Genomic DNA, 16498 nt, shown 5'->3' on the forward strand with positions numbered 1-16498 from the left:
CCCGGTACGAGGTCGTGAGCTGACGCGGTACGAGGTCATGAGCTGACGCGGTGCTCCCTGCCCCCTGCCCCGATCCGGTGGCGATACGCGATATGACGCGATACCGTGTCGCCCGTTCGGCCGGGCGAGGTCGGTCCGGCGCCCATAGGATTCGCGTAGGAATGTCACGATTCAACCGGTTCGAATTGCACTGGGAGTACCCATATGCCAGGCGCCATCTACGCCGAAGGTCTGGTCAAGACCTTCGGCGACGTAAGGGCTCTGGACGGCGTTGACCTCGATGTACCCGAGGGCACGGTCCTCGGTCTGCTCGGCCCCAACGGTGCGGGCAAGACCACGACCGTCCGCGTCCTGACCACCCTCCTCCAGCCCGACAGCGGCAAGGCGGTCGTGGCCGGGATCGACGTCCTCAAGCACCCCAACGAAGTCCGGCGATCGATCGGCCTCTCCGGCCAGTTCGCCGCCGTCGACGAATACCTCACCGGCCGCGAGAACCTCCAAATGGTCGGCCAGCTCTACCAGATGAGCGCCAAGGCGGCGAAGGCCCGGGCCGCCGAACTGCTGGAGCGCTTCAACCTCGGCGACGCCGCCGACCGCACCGCCAAGACGTACTCCGGCGGCATGCGCAGGCGGCTCGACCTCGCCGCGGCCCTCGTGGTCAGCCCGCCCGTGATGTTCATGGACGAGCCCACCACCGGTCTCGACCCGCGCAACCGCCAGGCGCTGTGGGCCATCATCCAGGAGCTCGTCGCCGGCGGCACCACCCTGCTGCTCACCACGCAGTACCTGGAGGAGGCCGACCACCTCGCGCACGACATCGCCGTGGTCGACCACGGCAGGGTCATCGCCCGCGGCACCTCCGACCAGCTCAAGGCCCAGACGGGCGGCGAGCGCGTCGAGGTCGTCGTGCACGAGCGCGAGCACATAGCCACCGCCGGCGAGGTGCTCGCCGGCTTCGGCAAGGGCCGGGCCACCGTCGAGGAGCACACCCGCAAGCTGACCGTCCCGGTCTCCGGCGGCGCGAAGCTCCTCGCCGAGGTCATCCGCGAACTCGACGGGCGCGGCATCGAGATCGACGACATCGGCCTGCGCCGCCCGACCTTGGACGACGTGTTCATCTCCCTGACCGGCCACGCGGCGGAACTGGCCGCCGAGGAGAACGGAGAGGCCCCCGCCGACGCGAAGTCCGCGAAGTCGAAGGGCGGTCGCAAGGACCCCAAGGAGGTGGCGAAGTGACCCTCACCTCCACGACCCCGGAGCTGGCGGCTCCCCGCCCGCGCGGCGGCATCGTCCAGGGGATCAGCGACTCGCTGGTCATGGCCAAGCGGAATCTGATCCGCATGTCCCGGATCCCCGAGATGATCATCTTCGGTGTGATCCAGCCGGTGATGTTCGTCGTCCTGTTCAGCTACGTCTTCGGCGGATCGATCGCCGTGGGCGGCAACACCTCGCCCGCCGCCTACCGCGAGTTCCTGATGGCGGGCATCTTCGCCCAGACCGTCACCTTCGCCACCGCCGGAGCGGGCGCCGGCATCGCCGACGACATGCACAAGGGCCTCATCGACCGCTTCCGGTCGCTGCCCATGGCCCGCGGCGCGGTCCTGACCGGCCGCACCCTCGCCGACCTCGTCCAGACCACCCTCACGCTCGTCGTCCTGGCCGTCGTCGCGCTGATCGTCGGCTGGCGCACCCACACCAACATCGGCGAGGTCCTGGGCGGCTTCGCCCTGCTGCTCCTGCTCGGCTACGCGTTCTCCTGGATCGGGGCCCTGATCGGCCTGTCGGTACGCACCCCGGAGGCCGCCACCTCGGGCGGGCTGATCTGGCTCTTCCCGCTGACGTTCATCTCGAACGCCTTCGTCCCCTCCGACAACATGCCGACGTTCCTGCGGCACATCGCGGAGTGGAACCCCTTCAGCGCCACCGTCCAGGCGGCCCGCGAGCTCTTCGGGAACATCCCGCCGGGCTACCCGACCCCCGAGGCGTGGCCGATGCAGCACCCGGTCATCGCGTCGATCCTCTGGTCGGTGCTGATCATCGTGGTCTTCCGGACGCTGGCGGTGCGCAAGTACCGCTCGGCGACGGCCTGACCGGACGCGGGATGCGCGAAGCCCCGCCGGGCTGCTGCCCGGCGGGGCTTCGCGCTGAAAAGACAGGGGGTGATCAGCCGGTGAAGGGCTTGACGTCGAGGATCTTGACCGAGGCCTGCTTGCCGTTCGGCAGCTCGTACTGGGCGTCCTCGCCGATCTTCTTGCCGAGCACGCCGGAGCCCAGCGGGGACTGCGGGGAGTAGGTCTCGAAGTCCGAGGACGCGTACTCGCGCGAGGCCAGCAGGAACTCCATGGTGTCGCTCTCGTCGCCGTCGAAGGCGATCGTGACCAGGGTGCCGGGGGCCACCTCGCCCTCGGCGGCGGGAGCCGTGCCGACCTTGGCCTTCTCCAGCAGCTGCGTGAGCTGGCGGATGCGCAGCTCCTGCTTGCCCTGCTCCTCCTTGGCCGCGTGGTAACCGCCGTTCTCACGGAGGTCGCCTTCCTCACGGGCCGCCGCGATCTTGATCGTGATCTCCGACCGTGCGGGACCAGAGAGGTACTCCAGCTCGGCCTTCAGCTGGTCGTACGCCGCCTGGGTCAGCCAGGTGACGCTCTCGCTCGTCTGGGTCACGGGTGCTCCTCGTCGGTACAGGGACTACAAAGCCGCCAGCGGCGGACGAAACCACGAGCCTAACAATTCGGGAAGAAAAGGGGGAGGACACCAGACGTGTGAACTGCGTCGGGCCCGCGTGACGAAGCCGGAAGAACCGGACCCACCGGAAGGAACGCCTCCGCCACCCGGCGTGTTGCCCAGGACGCAGCTGGCGACACCGACAACACGACGAGGGGTGGAACCGTGTCGATCGAGTTCGACGAAGAGACGCGCAAACTGCTGGACGGCCGCAACTTCGCCACCGTGGCCACGCTCAACGCGGACGGAGCGCCGCAGACCTCCGTGGTCTGGATCGGCCGGGAGGCGGACACGGTGGTCTTCAGCACCACCGCGGGCCGGCTCAAGGCCCGCAACCTCACCCGGGACCCCCGGATCAGCCTCACGGTCTACGACGCGCAGAACCCGTACCACTCGGTGGACATCCGGGGGACGGCCGAGCTGGTCGAGGACCCGGACAAGCGGCTGCCGCGGGAGCTGTCGCACAAGTACCTGGGGCAGGACCCGCCGCCCGAGGCGGACGAGATCCTGCGGCTGGTCGTCCGCGTGACGCCGGTGAAGGTCACCGGCTTCTCGGTCTGAGGGGCGCGCCGTCCGGTCAGCCCGCGGAAGCGGCCGGGCGGCAGCCGATGATTTCGATCATCGTGGCGCGGCCGGTGGTCTTCAGGGTGACCATCTCGTCCACGCGCCCGCTCTTCTGCGCGAAGGTGAAGTCGGCGCGGCCCACCTCGGCGTGCGTCTCGTCCTGCGAGCTCAGCGTGCACACCCCGGTGACCGAGGCCTCCTTGCGCACTTCGAGGTGCACCTCGACCGCGGAGTCGGAGACGATCTGGTACTTGATCAGCTCGGCGCTCACGCTCTGACCGGCGACGTAGTCCCAGCCGATCCAGCCGACCACACCCAGCAGGCCGACCCCGAGGACCGATCCGATGACCTTGAGCCTGCGGTCCGCACGCTCGTCCGCCGACCGGCCGTAGCGGCCCTCGGGCAGCTCTTCGCGCACCGCGCTCATCGATCGTTCCCTTCGAGGTGGGCGAAAGGCGGGTTCCCGGGGTGACCCCCCGGAATTTTTCCACCCTCCGATTCGGTCACTATAGGAGCGCCCGCCCTGACGACTCAAAGAGGATCCTGTCTTGACCGAGCAGCTTCGACTGATGGCCGTCCACGCCCACCCCGACGACGAGTCGAGCAAGGGCGCGGCCACCATGGCCAAGTACGTGTCCGAGGGGGTGTCCGTCCTGGTGGTGACCTGCACCGGCGGTGAGCGCGGATCGATCCTCAACCCCAAGCTCCAGGGCGACAAGTACATCGAGGAGCACATCCACGAGGTGCGCGCCAAGGAGATGGACGAGGCGCGCGAGATCCTCGGCGTCGACCAGGAATGGCTGGGATACGTCGACTCCGGGCTGCCCGAGGGCGACCCGCTGCCGCCGCTGCCCGAGGGCTGCTTCGCCCTGGCCGACGTCGACGAGGCGGCCGGCCGCCTGGTGAAGAAGATCCGCGCCTTCCGGCCGCAGGCCGTCACCACGTACGACGAGAACGGGGGCTACCCGCACCCCGACCACATCATGACCCACAAGATCACGATGGTGGCCTTCGATCACGCGGCCGACACCGAGAAGTACCCCGAGGCCGAGTTCGGCCCGGCGTACCAGCCGCAGAAGCTCTACTACAACCAGGGCTTCAACAAGCCGCGCACCATCGCCCTGCACGAGGCGCTGCTCGCCCGCGGCCTGGAATCCCCGTACGGCGAGTGGCTGGAGCGGTGGAAGGAGTTCGAGCGCAAGGAGCGGACCCTGACCACCCACGTGCCCTGCGCCGACTTCTTCGAGATCCGTGACAAGGCGCTCATCGCCCACGCCACGCAGATCGACCCCGACGGCGGCTGGTTCCGGGTCCCGATGGAGATCCAGAAGGAGGTCTGGCCGACGGAGGAGTACGAGCTCGCGAAGTCCCTCGTGGCCACTTCCCTCCCCGAGTCCGACCTCTTCGCGGGCATCCGGGAGAATGCGTAGCTATGAGCGCTACGCAGGCAGCAATCGCCCAGTACCTCCCGCTGGCCGCCGACACCTTCGACAAGAACAAGGTGACCCCGGGCCTCCTCGGCTTCCTCGTGTTCGCGGCCCTCGCCCTCGGAGTCTGGGGCCTGATGAAGTCGATGAGCCGCCACATGGGCCGCGTCGACTTCAAGGAGGCCCCCGAGCCCGCCCCGGCGCAGGCCACGCGCGCCCCGTAGGGGCCGTCCGCCGTCCGCCCGCGGTGACCGCCGCCCCGCCGTTCACGGCCGGGGCGGCGGCTTCCCGCGTGCGCCCGGGGGCGCCGCACGCGGCCTACACCGGGGGCAGCGGCACCGGGACGCCCATGATCTCCCGCGAGTGCAGGTTCGGTACGAGGGAGAGGCGCCATGCCTGCCAGCCCTCCGCCGGGTCCACCCCGCGGGCCAGGATCACCGTCCAGGACTCCAGGCAGTCCTCCAGCCGGCCGTCCCGCATCGGGTGCGGGGCCGCCGCCAGGCGGGCCAGCTCCGTGCGCGCCTCGTCCGGGGCCGCCGGGAGCGCGTACGGCAGGAGGGTGCAGCGCAGGAAGCGCGCCCAGTCCTCCCCGCGCCGGTCCCCGTAGGAGATGAACAGCCGCACCGCCTCCTCGCACAGGTCCAGCGCCTGCGCGGTCCGCCCGTTGCCCGCGTCCACCACCGCCAGCTCCAGGCAGGTCCAGGCCTCCCCGTGGGCCAGGCCGATGCGGCGGAAGTCCGCCCGGGCGTCCACGAGCAGCTGGCGGGCGAAGCCGGAGTTCTTCAGGTTCCCCGTCTGCGCCGCCCGCTGGTCGCGCGTGACCCGGCCCGAGTGGTGGCGGGCGTGCGCCAGCCCGTACACGTCCCGCATCCGGGAGAACATCGTGCGGGCCCGCTCCAGCTCCCGTACCGCCCGGTCCCGCTCCCCGGCCTCCTCCAGCGCCTGCCCGAGGTAGTACAGCGTCCACGCCTCGCCGCGCGCGTCCTCCGCCTCCCGGTGCCGGGCCAGTGCGTCCCGCAGCCGGTCCAGCGCCGGCCCCGGATCCCCGTCCACCACCCGGGCCCGGCCCAGCTGGGTCAGCGCCCAGGCCTGGCCGCGGTCGTCGCGGGTGCGACCGTACAGCTCCAGCGCGAGGCGCAGCTCCGCCTCCGCGCGCGGCACCTCGCCCAGGCGCAGGTACACCTGCCCGAGCTGCAGGTGCGCCCAGGCCTCGCCGTGCACGCTCTCGCTCTCGCGGTGCAGGACCAGCGACTCGCGCAGCAGTCGCAGCGCCTCCGCGAGGTGCGCGCGGTCGCGCTCCACCGCGCCCAGGGCGTGCAGGCCCCAGGCCCGGTCGCCCGCCAGCTCGTCCGGGGCCTGGAGCACCAGGGCCTCGCGGATGCGGGCCGAGGCCTCCGGCAGGTTGCCCTGGTGGTGCAGGGTGATCCCGAGCGAGACCAGCGCCATGCCCGCGCCCGCCTCCTGCCGGGCCTCCTTGAACTGGTCGACCAGCGAGGTCAGGGTGGTGCGGGACTTGTCCAGCTCACCGAGCTGGCGGGCCGCGATGCCGGTGCGCCACTGCACCGAGCGGACCAGCAGCCCCTGGTCGACGGCCTGCGTGAGCTCGTTGATCTCGCCGAGCCGGTACAGGTCGCCGCGCAGCAGGCAGAAGTCGCAGAGCGCGCCCAGGAGGTCGAGCACGGCCTGCTGGTCCACGCCCTCGGAGTGCCGCAGCGCCGCCGTGATGAAGCTCGACTCGTCGTCCAGCCAGCGCAGGGCCGCGTCCAGGGAGGAGAAGCCGTGCCCGCCGACCGTGCTCGCCTTGGAGAGGACGCCCGCCCGGGTGGACATCTTCCCGTCGACCATCCGGATCACCGAGTCGGCGAGCTGCGCGTAGGTACGGATCAGCCGCTCGTGCGCCGCCGAGGAGTCGGCCCGGTCCTCGTCCCGCGCGAGCCGCGCCGACGCGTACACGCGCACCGCGTCGTGCATCCGGAACCGGTCCCCGCGTACGTGGTCCAGCAGCCCCGCGCGCGCCAGCTCGCGCAGCAGCCGCCCGGCTTCCACCTGGTCCGCGTCGATCAGCGCCGCCGCGGCCGCCGCCCCGAGCGAGGCCCGGCCGGCCAGGGTCAGCCGGCGCAGCAGCCGGCGCCGCTCCTCGGGCAGGGCCGCGTAGGCCAGGTCCAGGGCGGCGTCCAGGGAGCGGCCGGGCTCCGGCTCCGGGTGCGCCCCGGCGGCCCCGAGGGGGGCCAGCACGCGCAGCGCCAGCGGCAGGCCGCCGCCGAGCGCGAGCAGCGCCCGTACGGCCTCCTCCGGGTACGGGGCTGCGGGCGCGGCCCCGCCCGCGGGCGGATCCGTCCCGGCGGGGCCCGTCGCCGCCGCGGCTCCTGCGGCTCCTGCGGTTCCTGCGGCTCCCGCCGTGCCGGATCCCGCCGGGCCGACCGCTGCCGCCCGGACCAGCTCCGCGCCGGCCTCCTCCGCGAGCCGGGCCACCGGCAGCTGGTACACCCAGGCCGCCAGCTCGGCGGGCAGCTCCAGCGGCTCCCGGGCCGTGACCAGGACCAGGCTCTCGGACCGCTCGGGCACGAGCATCCGTACCTGCGCGGCGTCCACGGCGTCGTCCAGGACCACCGCCACCGGGGTGCCCTGCACGTGCTGGTGGTACAACTCGCCCAGCCTGCGCACCTGTTGCTCCGCCGACGAGCCCTCGCGGAACAGCAGCTGCTCGCGCGGCGCACCGAGCCGGTTCATGAGGTGCAGCAGCGCCTCGCGTGTGGACAGCGGAATCGCCGAGGACGCAGCGGCGCCGCCGCCGCGCAGGTCCACCACGCAGGCGCCCCTGAACTGGTCCCGCAGCGCCTGCGCGGCGTGCAGGGCGAGCGTGGTGCGGCCCACCCCGGGCTCCCCGTGCAGCACCACGACCACCGGGCGGGTCTCGGTGCTCGCCCGGGCGCTGTGCACCCACTGCGCGATCCGGGCCAGCTCGGCCCGCCGGCCCACGAACACGTCCTCCAGCGCAGGGAGCTGGCCGAAGGACTGCTCCAGCATCGCCCGCCGGCGGGCCTCGGCGCTGCGATTGGCCCCGCGCAGCTGGAGGGCGGAGCCGGCGGCGCCGGTCCCGTTCACCTTGGGCGGGGCGTTCAGCGCCAGGGCCACCTTGCGCTGCTGTTCCAGGAAGGGGCGGATCCCGCGCACCTCCAGCGCGGACAGCCACTGCAGCCTGAGCTGCTCCGCGCCGCCCGGGCGGCCCAGCTCCCCGGCCCGCCGGTTCGCAGCGGGCAGGTGCAGGGCCGTCACCTTGGCCACGGTCGCCGTCGCCCCGGCCACGCCCACGACGGCGCCGGTGGTCAGCGCGGTGCCGACCGCCACGCCGAAGCCCAGGTCGGCCACGATCGCGGCGGCGGCCGCGACTCCCGTGACCAGCAGGGCCGTTGAGGTGTTCGCCCGCCGGAAGGCCTCGCCGAGCGACTGCTCCCCGGCCGCCGCCTCGTCCAGCGCAGCCGCGTACGCCTCGTACTCGGTGGCCGCGCTCGCCGCGAGCGCGGCCAGGGCCTGCTTGCCGCGCGCCAGCAGCGCCGCCCGGGCCTCCGGAGTGCCGGCCGCGCCGCCCGCTCCCCGCCGGGACTCCTCCTCGACGGCCCGCCCCAGCAGCCGCTCGGCCTCAACGCGATGACTGTCCCGCATCGGCATCCCCCTCAGAGAGCTCCGGCACCGTGCCACAAGTGTCCTTCGGGACGGTCGTGAGCGCGAGGGAATCTGAGCTAGTTCAGAGGGAGTTGACGCAAGAGCGGTCGCTTATGGTGGCCCGGTGAACAGACGGTGGGCGACTTGGGGACTGCGCGCGACGATGGCGGCGCTGCTGCTCGCGGGGACCGGCTGCGCCCTCCTGCCCCAGGAGGAAGTACCGGAAAAGGGGTTCTGGCTGCGGTACGAGAAGCCGGCGGCGACCGACGAGGCCCATGCCCGCTTCCTGAAGAACTGGCAACTGGCCGAGTTCACCCTCGCCGACCTCAACGCCTACGTGGACCTTCCCCACCTGGTCACCGTCTTCGCCAAGTCCTGCCACGGCGAAGGCACGGGCTACGACCCGGACACCCGCACCATCGAGGTCTGTTACGACGACCTGGCCGAGCCGCGCGAACTGCTCGGTGACGAGGACCTCTCCGAGGTGGTCCGGGTGACCCTCTACCACGAGGCGGGCCACGCCCTCATCGATGCGCTGGACCTCCCTGACGAGGGCCCCCGCGCCGAGGCGGACACTGCCGACCGCTTCGCCCAGGTCGCACTGCTGCGCGGGCATCCGGAGGGCGAGGAGACGCTCCTGACCGCGGCCCGCCTCTACGACAGGGCGATCGCCGCGGACTCCGGAGCCGCCGGCGCCACGGACGAACACGCCCCGGACGCGGCCCGCGCGGAGTCCCACCGCTGCGCGGTCTACGGCAAGGCCCCCGGCCGTCACAAGGACCTCGCGTCCCCGTCCCGCACCGACTGTCAGGCCACCTGGACCCGCACCCGCGACACCTGGACCCGCGACCTGGCTCCGCTCCTGCGGCCGTGACCGGCCTGAAGGGCAGCGCTGAGCTCAGCGCTTGAGCGTGAAGGTGAAGTCGCTGGAGAGTTTTCCGCCCAGGCGGACTGCCGAGACGAGCCTTCCGTCCGCGATCAGTCGCTCGACCTCGCCCCGCGAAAGGCCGCAGCCGTCCGCTATGAGCCGCACGGGCCGGACCGGTATCTGCGCCTCGAAGCGCACCGAGATGTCGATGGCCTCGTCCTCCGGATATTCCGATCCGCCGGTTTCGAGCCGCCAGGCGTCGTCCCAGTCGAGGGAGATGTGGTTGCGGCGGCGTACCACGCCGTCCTGGAGCAGCTCGAACGCCAGCATGGGGTCGTTGGCGTGCGCCCGGTCCAGCATCTCGGGCCGGATCGAGCGCACGTGCGCCCGCTCGAGGATGTTGACCTTCGTGGTGGTGCCGCACGAGGTGCAGAGCGCCAGAAGCCAGATGTCGAGGAGCTTGTGATTCGCATTGACGCGGAATTTGCCGCTCGCCCGGAAGGTCTCGGACGAGCAGTCCAGGCAGCTTCGGCGAATGAGCGGCAGACGTACGGGCTTGACTACCCAGTCTTCGTGCACGGAAATACCCCTGTTTCGGTGTGAGTTCGCCATGAAAGAGAGCGCAGTGCTCGGCGCACCGGTGAGTACGAAGGACGCTACGGACGGGTCGACACGTCGTGCATCCGCGTCAAGCTCAACCGCGGGTAAGCGGTACGTGTACGTCCCGTCGCAGACGCTGCGCGCCTCGTTTACGGCCCCGGAGGGGGGAAGGGGAGGGGAGCAGGGCGGGAATGGCGCCCTGCACAGTGGTGCGTATGCGTGCACACGTCCCGAGAAGTTCGCAGCCCAGACTGCTTCTGGTGATGCCCAGTCATCAGCTCGTGCGAAAGGGCACCGAGCTGGGTTTCCGTATCTGGTCGATGTGGGATCCGAAGCAGCTCGAGGCCGACTTCGCACCGAGGGTCCAAGAGGCCTCGGAGGAGCTGCTGCTCCCCGACTTCGCCGACGAGACCGGACTGCGGGATGCCATCGAGCGGACTGCGCGGCTCCACAGGATCGATGCCGTGCTGCATTGCGGGCACGGCGACTCGGTCCTGCCCGTGGCCCGGGAGGCATGGAAGCTGGGCCTGTCTCCGAACCCTCCCGCGGTGTACCAGCGGCTCCGGTCGTACGAAGGGGACGACTGGGTCCCCGCAGAGGTGCCCCGGGTGAGCGTCGAGAGCCTGACCGTGGACGGGACCCATCACATCGTGGGGATCACGGCTCAGCGCACCACGGGCTCACCGCACTTCTTCGTGACGGGCTACCTCCATCCGGCACCCCTGACGGACGAGGAGCACAAGGCGATCGGGGCCGTGGTCGAGGAGCGGCTGACGGCGAGCGGATACCGGTCCGGTCCGGCTCACACACAGGTGGCGCTGCTGCCGTACGGGCCGCGGATCGTCTCGTGCCGGACGCATCTGGGTGGCGGCCGCATCCCCCTGCTCGTCGAGATCGCGTGCGGGTTCGACATGGAGGCGGCGGTCTTCGCGGGCCTCCAGGGCAGTGTCCCGGTCGTGCCGAGCCCTTCCCGGTATGCGGAAGTCGGCTTCTTCGCTCTGCCCGACGGGCATCTGGAGACGTGCACCGGCACGGAGGACATCGCCGTGACCCCGTGGGTGCACGGAGCCCGCTTTCCGTACGACATCGGCGACAGGGTTGCCCCCATCGGTGACCCGCGCTCCCTGCGCGCCTATGTGGTCGTCGACGGTGACACTCCGGAGCTCACCCGCGAGCGCGTCGCCATGGCGCGAACCGATCTGGTAGCCGTCGTCCGTCCCGCAGCTCGGTGACCCCCGGTAACCCCTCGGAGAGGGGTCCCGAACCCGGGCGGCGAATGCCATAAAAGCGCCCTGACCTCGGCATATGCCGCTCCTGTATGCTGCGCTGCAATGGTCTAGTCTGGCGGGGGGCAGCGACCGACGGGGGGCGGGGGCATGGGTGATGACATCGATACTCAGTGAAGACGATGCGAATCTTGACCCGGAATTCGCCATCCTGGGATCCCTCGAAGTACGCAGCGGCGACGCCCAGATATCTGTCAACGGGGCGCTGCAGCGTCGCGTCCTCGTGACCCTGCTCCTCGATGCCGGGCGCGTGGTGCCCGTTTCCCGATTGGTGATGGCCGGCTGGGGCGAGGAAGCGCCGGACAGTGCCGAGCATCAGGTGCGCAAGACGGTGGCCAAGCTGCGCAGTCGCATCCCCCGCGGCCCCGAGGTCATCGTAACGGACGGGCCCGGCTATCGCGCCGTCGTCAAGACCGCGCAACTCGATCTGCTCCGCCACCAGCAGCTGATGCGACAGGCCAGGGAATCACTGGACGCCGGGCAGACGGAGCGCGCCACGGCGCAGCTGCGCGAGGCGCTGGAGCTGTGGCGGGGGCCGGTGCTGGCCGGCTCCGGAGGCCAGGTGATCGACGCGGCCTCGACGGCCTTGGAGGAGCGACGGCTCACGGCTGCCGAACAGCTCTACGACCTGCGCATCGATGCGGGCGAGGCCGCCGAGGTCACGGGCGAGCTGCGGACCCTCGTGGACGAGTACCCCCTGCGCGAGACGCTGCGCAGCCGGCTGATGCTCGCCCTCTACCTCTCCGGGCAACAGGCCGCAGCCCTGGACGAGTTCACCCGCGTGCGCGATCGCCTCGCGGACGAGCTGGGCATCGACCCCAGCGTGGAGCTGACCGGACTCCATGAGCGCATGCTGCGTCAGGACCCCTCGCTCGCCCCTTCGGAACGCTCGGTGGCACGTGTCTCGCACCGGGTGACCGAGGCCCCCCACACGCTACCGTTCGACGTGCCCGACTTCTCGGGCCGCCGCTCCGAACTGGAGTGGGTCTGCGATGTGGCCAGGCGCGCTCCGGAAGGGGCGCCGAGGGTCGTGGCGCTCGACGGCATGGGAGGGAGCGGCAAGACGGCACTGGCCGTCCGCGCCGCCCACCATCTGGGCGAGGAGTATCCGGACGGCAGCCTCTTCATCGACCTGCACGGCTTCACACCGGGACAGACGCCGCTCAGTGCGTTCCACGCACAGGGCGACCTGCTCGCCGCCGCCAGCATCCCCAGCGAGGAGGTGTCCGCGGTATCGGCGGGGCGTGCCGCGCGATGGCAGTCCTACATGCGGGGCCGCCGCATGGTGCTCATCCTGGACAACGCCGCCTCCTCCGAGCAGGTGCGTGCGCTGATCCCCACCTCTTCCGACAGCCTGGTCCTGATCACCAGCCGCCCGAGGCTGACCGGACTGGACGGGGTCGAGTGGCTCTCCGTGGGCGCCCTTCCGGAAGGGGACAGCCACCAGCTCCTGCGCGCCACCCTCGGCGCCGAACGCGTCGAGAGGGAACCGGAAGCGGCCCGTGAACTGCTGAGGCTGTGCGGGGGACTCCCGCTGGCGCTCAGGATCGCCACCGCCCGACTGGCGAACCGTCCTCAGTGGACCGTGCAGCGACTGGCCGAACGGCTGCGGGACCACAACCGGCGTCTGGACGAACTCACCAGCGAGGGCAGGGGGGTTGCGGGCGCACTGCTGCTCTCGTACCAGTCCATGCCGCGCGACCAGCAGTCCGCCTTCCGGCTTCTGGGTCTTCACCCGGGGCGCTATCTGGACATCCACGAAGCCGCCGCGCTCCTGGACACGGACGCCCTGTCGGCCGAGGACGCGCTGGAGGAACTGGTCGACGCGCGTCTGCTGGAAGCCAGGGAGCCGGGGGTGTACGGGCTGCACGACCTCGTGCGCAGCTTCGTGCAGCGCATCGCGCAAGGGCAGCGGGAGCCGGGGGACGGGGCGGCGATGCAGCGGCTCCTGGACCACTACCTGCGCATGGCGGAACACGCGTGCGACATGGTGTTTCCCGGCCGGCGCCCCATCGAGGACCACGGAGAAGAGCGGGCGGACCGCGAGTTCGATCACAAGGAGAAGGCGCTTCAGTGGCTCGACCAGCACCGTGCCAGCCTTCTGGCGGCAGTGGACGTCGCGCACGACGGGGGACTGCTGTGGCATGCCGCGCGGCTGCCGCGGGAGCTGGGCTTCCACTCCAGCATCCGTGGTTACGACTCCAGCGCCAACGCGGCACTGGAGAAGGGGGTCAGCGCGTCACGGCAGCTCGGAGACCGCACGTTGATCCGGCTGAACCTGATGAACCTGGCCATGGGCAAGTGGCGTCTCGGGCAGCTGCGCGACGCGGTCGGTCTGCTGGAAGAAGCCATGGGGCTGTCCCGGCAGATGGCGGACGAGTACAGCGAGGTGGAGTGCCAGGCGCGGCTGGGGCAGGCGTACAGCAGCATGGGAGAGCTCGAGTCGGCGCTGCGGCTGAACCAAGAGGTCAGCAGGCGCGCCCAGGAGCTCGGTTTCACCCGCCTCGACGGCTCGTCGCTCAGCATGCTGAGCCTGATACAGGTGCGGCTCGGGCGGTTCGAGGAGGCGATGGAGTCCGCGGAGCGGGCGGTGGCCATCTTCGACTCCATCGAGGAGATCCAGCTCTCCGTGACCGCCCTGAGCTATCTTTCCCAGGCGGTCGAGGGCCTGGGCCGCTTCGAGGACGCACTCGCCCGGGCCGACGCGGCGCTGGAACGGTGTCAGCAGATCGGCATGCCCGCGGCGCTGCCGCTCGTACTCGCCCGCAGGGCCGATGTGCTGGTGCGCATGGGAGCGCTGGACGAAGCGGCGGAGAGCGTCGACCACGCGCTGTCCAAGGCCACGAGCAGCACGGACAACATCAACCGCGCCACGGTGCACCTCTCGGCGGGGCGGGTGCGGTACGCGCAGGGGGATCTGGACACCGCGCTGGTTCAGCAGCGGCTGGCCCACGAGATCGCCTGCCGCATGGAGCTGCGCTACGACGAGGCGTGCGCGCTGTGGGGTCTGGCCCGTACCACCGAGGCTCAGGGTCATCTCCAGCTGGCACGGCAGCACCGTTCAGCGGCGGACAACCTCTTCAACCTCATGAAAGTGCCTCAAAACGCACGGTGAGTCCGGCGTGTGCCTCGGGCGTTCCCCCGTGGGGGACTGAGCGGGTGCTCAGAGGGGAACCGGCCGGGAAGAGTGATTGCAAAGATCAGCGGAGCCGAAACGGCGTGTCCTTCAAAAGGAGTTTTCTCATGCGTTTTACCTCTGCCATCGTAGCCTCCGCCCTTGCTGTTGGTGCGCTTCTGGGTGGATTGGCCGTTTCCGCCGGCACTGACGCTCCGCAGACGGTCGAGTACCACGCTGCCGCCCCCGGTCTCCCGACGGACCCGGTCGTGCGCAAGGCGGAGAACGATCACGGCAACGTCTGAGCGGATGGGCCGTAGCGGCTGCTGGCGGCCCACCGGCTGTGCCCGCCGTCCTCGTCACCCACGTGCAGACGCTCGTCGCGCCCACAAGGCCGCACGAGTACTGACATTGATGACAGCTGGGCTTCTCTCTCACTCTTTTTCGAGGGGCAACACCATGACCATTCGGGTTCTCATCTGTGACCAGCTGCCCGTACTCGCCGACGGGCTCAAGACCCTCCTCGACGCGGTGCCGGACATCGACGTGATCGGCACGACTCCCAACGGCATGGAAGCCATCGTGATGGTGCGCACCATGCGTCCCGATGTCGTGGTCACGGATCTGAACCTCCAGACCATTTCCGGCCTCGAGATGATCCGCAGGCTCGCCCGGGAGGACGTGTCGCCCAACGTCGTCGTGTTCACCGCGGCGGACACCGATGAGACGGTGAGCGACGTGCTGCACGCCGGCGCGAGCTGTCTGCTCGGCAAGGACGTGAGTCCTCAGGAGCTGATCACCGCGATCCACGGGGCGGCCGCCGGCCAGACCATGCTCGCGCCGAACATCGCGCAGCGCCTGGTCGCCTGGTTCCGTGCGCAGCCGGAGCCGCCGAAGGCCGAGGCGTGTCCGGAGGCGACCGAACTGACCCCGCGGGAACGGGAAGTGACGCGGATGGTGGCCCAGGGCATGTCCACCGAGGACGTGGCCCGCGAACTGATCATCGGCGAGGCCACGGTCAGGACCCATCTCTACCGCGTGCGCACCAAGCTCGGCGTCCGCGACCGGGCCGAGCTCGTGTCACTGGCTTACCGGACCGGACTGATCCACTCGGACGGCCAGTCCCTCGGCGACGAGAGGGTGCTGGCGATGGGGGGTCTGCGTGCCAGCTGACCCCCGGCCGGAGTCTGCCGCCGCAGCTCGGAGCTCCGGTCAGGCGGCGGCGCGCCGGGCCGATGCGACGCGGTCGGCGCCGACCGTCCGCCAGAGCGCGGCGGGATCTCCGTACCGGGCGGACTCGGCCGCGGCCAGCCGGAAGTACCGGTGCAGGCCCAGTTCCGAGGTCATCGCGCGCACGCCGCAGCTCTGCATGCTCAGACGCACGACGTCACGCGCGGTCTCGGAGGCCATCGCCAGTGCGGAGAGCGGTGCAGTGCCGACGGCGTCCGGCTCGTAGTCGACCAGCCAGGCCCCCCGGTGGACCGCCGCCCTCGTCGTACGCAGCGCCACCAGCGCGCGTGCCAAGGGGAACGACACCGCAGGCAGGTCGCGCAGCCTGGTGCCGGACTGCTGCCGGAAGCCGGCGTACTCCACGGCCGTGCGGTGCGCCCCGTCGGCGATGCCCAGCAGGTAGGCGGCCTGCCGCAGCCGTGCTCGCGCGAGCGGACCGGTGGGCGAGTCGTCCAGGGCGCCGACGATGTCTTCGGTGGTGGCCGGTGTGGCCTCGAAGCGGACGACCGGTGGCCAGCACCCGTCCTGCGGGGTGACGCCGGCCGCTGTGCGCTCCACCGCGACGAGCACCGGATCGCCGTCGATCCTGGTGGCCACCAGGAACACGCCGGCGCCCACGTCGTCGACGGTGGCCGTGCCGGTCAGCTCCCAGCCGCCGGCGCGCGGGGTCGCGGTGATCCCGCTGCCGGTGGGCAGGGCTTCGAAGCCGGCCAGGGCCGCGCCCGGCGCGCTGACGCCCAGGTCGGCGGCGAAGGCGTCGGCCCGGTAGGAGTTGCCGCGTGCCGCGCGGCCGAGCTCCTCGCTGACCAGGACCCCGGCGCTCAGCCCCAGGCCGAGTCCGTCGGCGCCGGCCGGGCGTTCGTAGTCGGCCGCCTCCAGCGCGTCGAGCACCGCACGGGTCGGGCCGCCTGCGCCGTCGGTCACCGGGGCGCCGTGCAGCCCGATCCGGGCGGGCAGTCCGGCAAGTCCCGTACGCAGGGCCTTGCGCAGCTGGACGGCGAGCGGGTCCGGGGTGAGGTCCATG

General features: G+C 71.2%; 14 protein-coding genes. 9 read left to right on the plus strand and 5 right to left on the minus strand.

Going from position 1 to position 16498, the window contains the following annotated elements:
- The first annotated feature begins 204 nt into the window (after positions 1–204).
- Complete coding sequence (locus NLX94_RS11640; protein WP_254382584.1) at positions 205–1236, plus strand: ATP-binding cassette domain-containing protein; 1032 nt, start codon at positions 205–207, stop codon at positions 1234–1236.
- Complete coding sequence (locus NLX94_RS11645) at positions 1233–2090, plus strand: ABC transporter permease (RefSeq protein ID WP_254382585.1); 858 nt, start codon at positions 1233–1235, stop codon at positions 2088–2090. Before NLX94_RS11640 ends, NLX94_RS11645 begins: the two co-directional genes overlap by 4 nt.
- Before the next feature lie 73 nt (positions 2091–2163).
- On the opposite strand, the gene greA is transcribed toward NLX94_RS11645, so the two are convergent.
- Entirely contained in the window at positions 2164–2661 is a 498-nt protein-coding gene (gene greA / locus NLX94_RS11650) for a transcription elongation factor GreA (RefSeq protein ID WP_254382586.1), read from the minus strand.
- 225 nt (positions 2662–2886) lie between these two features.
- Here greA and NLX94_RS11655 point away from each other — a divergent pair, with 225 nt between their 5' ends.
- Entirely contained in the window at positions 2887–3282 is a 396-nt protein-coding gene (locus NLX94_RS11655; protein ID WP_254382587.1) for a PPOX class F420-dependent oxidoreductase, read from the plus strand.
- Positions 3283–3298: 16 nt separating this feature from the next.
- Here NLX94_RS11655 and NLX94_RS11660 read toward each other — a convergent pair whose 3' ends face one another.
- A complete protein-coding gene (locus tag NLX94_RS11660) occupies positions 3299–3712 on the minus strand; it encodes a DUF4307 domain-containing protein (protein ID WP_254382588.1) in 414 nt (137 codons plus the stop codon).
- 121 nt (positions 3713–3833) lie between these two features.
- On the opposite strand from NLX94_RS11660, the gene mca reads away from it, so the two are divergent.
- Both mca and NLX94_RS11670 read left to right on the plus strand, forming a co-directional pair.
- Positions 3834–4715, plus strand: coding sequence for a mycothiol conjugate amidase Mca (gene mca, locus NLX94_RS11665; RefSeq protein ID WP_254382589.1), 882 nt, complete (start codon positions 3834–3836; stop codon positions 4713–4715).
- A gap of 2 nt (positions 4716–4717) precedes the next feature.
- Positions 4718–4936, plus strand: coding sequence for a hypothetical protein (locus NLX94_RS11670; protein WP_254382590.1), 219 nt, complete (start codon positions 4718–4720; stop codon positions 4934–4936).
- A 94-nt stretch (positions 4937–5030) separates the two neighbouring features.
- On the opposite strand, the gene NLX94_RS11675 is transcribed toward NLX94_RS11670, so the two are convergent.
- Complete coding sequence (locus NLX94_RS11675) at positions 5031–8375, minus strand: tetratricopeptide repeat protein (protein WP_254382591.1); 3345 nt, start codon at positions 8373–8375, stop codon at positions 5031–5033.
- Positions 8376–8499: 124 nt separating this feature from the next.
- Between NLX94_RS11675 and NLX94_RS11680 the strand changes: the two genes are divergently transcribed.
- The gene (locus NLX94_RS11680; RefSeq protein ID WP_254382592.1) at positions 8500–9249 is read left to right on the plus strand and encodes a DUF4344 domain-containing metallopeptidase; all 750 of its coding nucleotides are present in this window, start codon (positions 8500–8502) and stop codon (positions 9247–9249) included.
- 24 nt (positions 9250–9273) lie between these two features.
- Here the strand turns inward: NLX94_RS11680 and NLX94_RS11685 are convergent, their stop codons facing one another.
- Positions 9274–9822 carry a DUF1062 domain-containing protein gene (locus tag NLX94_RS11685; RefSeq protein ID WP_254382593.1) on the minus strand — a complete coding sequence of 183 codons (549 nt, stop codon included), beginning with the start codon at positions 9820–9822 and terminating at the stop codon, positions 9274–9276.
- A gap of 284 nt (positions 9823–10106) precedes the next feature.
- Here NLX94_RS11685 and NLX94_RS11690 point away from each other — a divergent pair, with 284 nt between their 5' ends.
- From NLX94_RS11690 to NLX94_RS11700, 3 genes are all read left to right on the plus strand, one after another.
- Positions 10107–11075, plus strand: a complete 969-nt coding sequence (locus NLX94_RS11690) for a phosphoribosylglycinamide synthetase (RefSeq protein WP_254382594.1) — start codon at positions 10107–10109, stop codon at positions 11073–11075.
- 151 nt (positions 11076–11226) lie between these two features.
- The gene (locus tag NLX94_RS11695; RefSeq protein WP_254382595.1) at positions 11227–14244 is read left to right on the plus strand and encodes an AfsR/SARP family transcriptional regulator; all 3018 of its coding nucleotides are present in this window, start codon (positions 11227–11229) and stop codon (positions 14242–14244) included.
- 459 nt (positions 14245–14703) lie between these two features.
- Positions 14704–15417, plus strand: coding sequence for a response regulator transcription factor (locus NLX94_RS11700; protein ID WP_254382596.1), 714 nt, complete (start codon positions 14704–14706; stop codon positions 15415–15417).
- Positions 15418–15456: 39 nt separating this feature from the next.
- On the opposite strand, the gene NLX94_RS11705 is transcribed toward NLX94_RS11700, so the two are convergent.
- Positions 15457–16497 (minus strand): acyl-CoA dehydrogenase family protein, encoded by a 1041-nt coding sequence (locus NLX94_RS11705; protein WP_254382597.1) that lies wholly within the window; start codon positions 16495–16497, stop codon positions 15457–15459.
- Position 16498 lies beyond the last annotated feature (1 nt).

This window comes from Streptomyces sp. TBY4 (assembly GCF_024213195.1).
Taxonomy (GTDB): domain Bacteria; phylum Actinomycetota; class Actinomycetes; order Streptomycetales; family Streptomycetaceae; genus Streptomyces.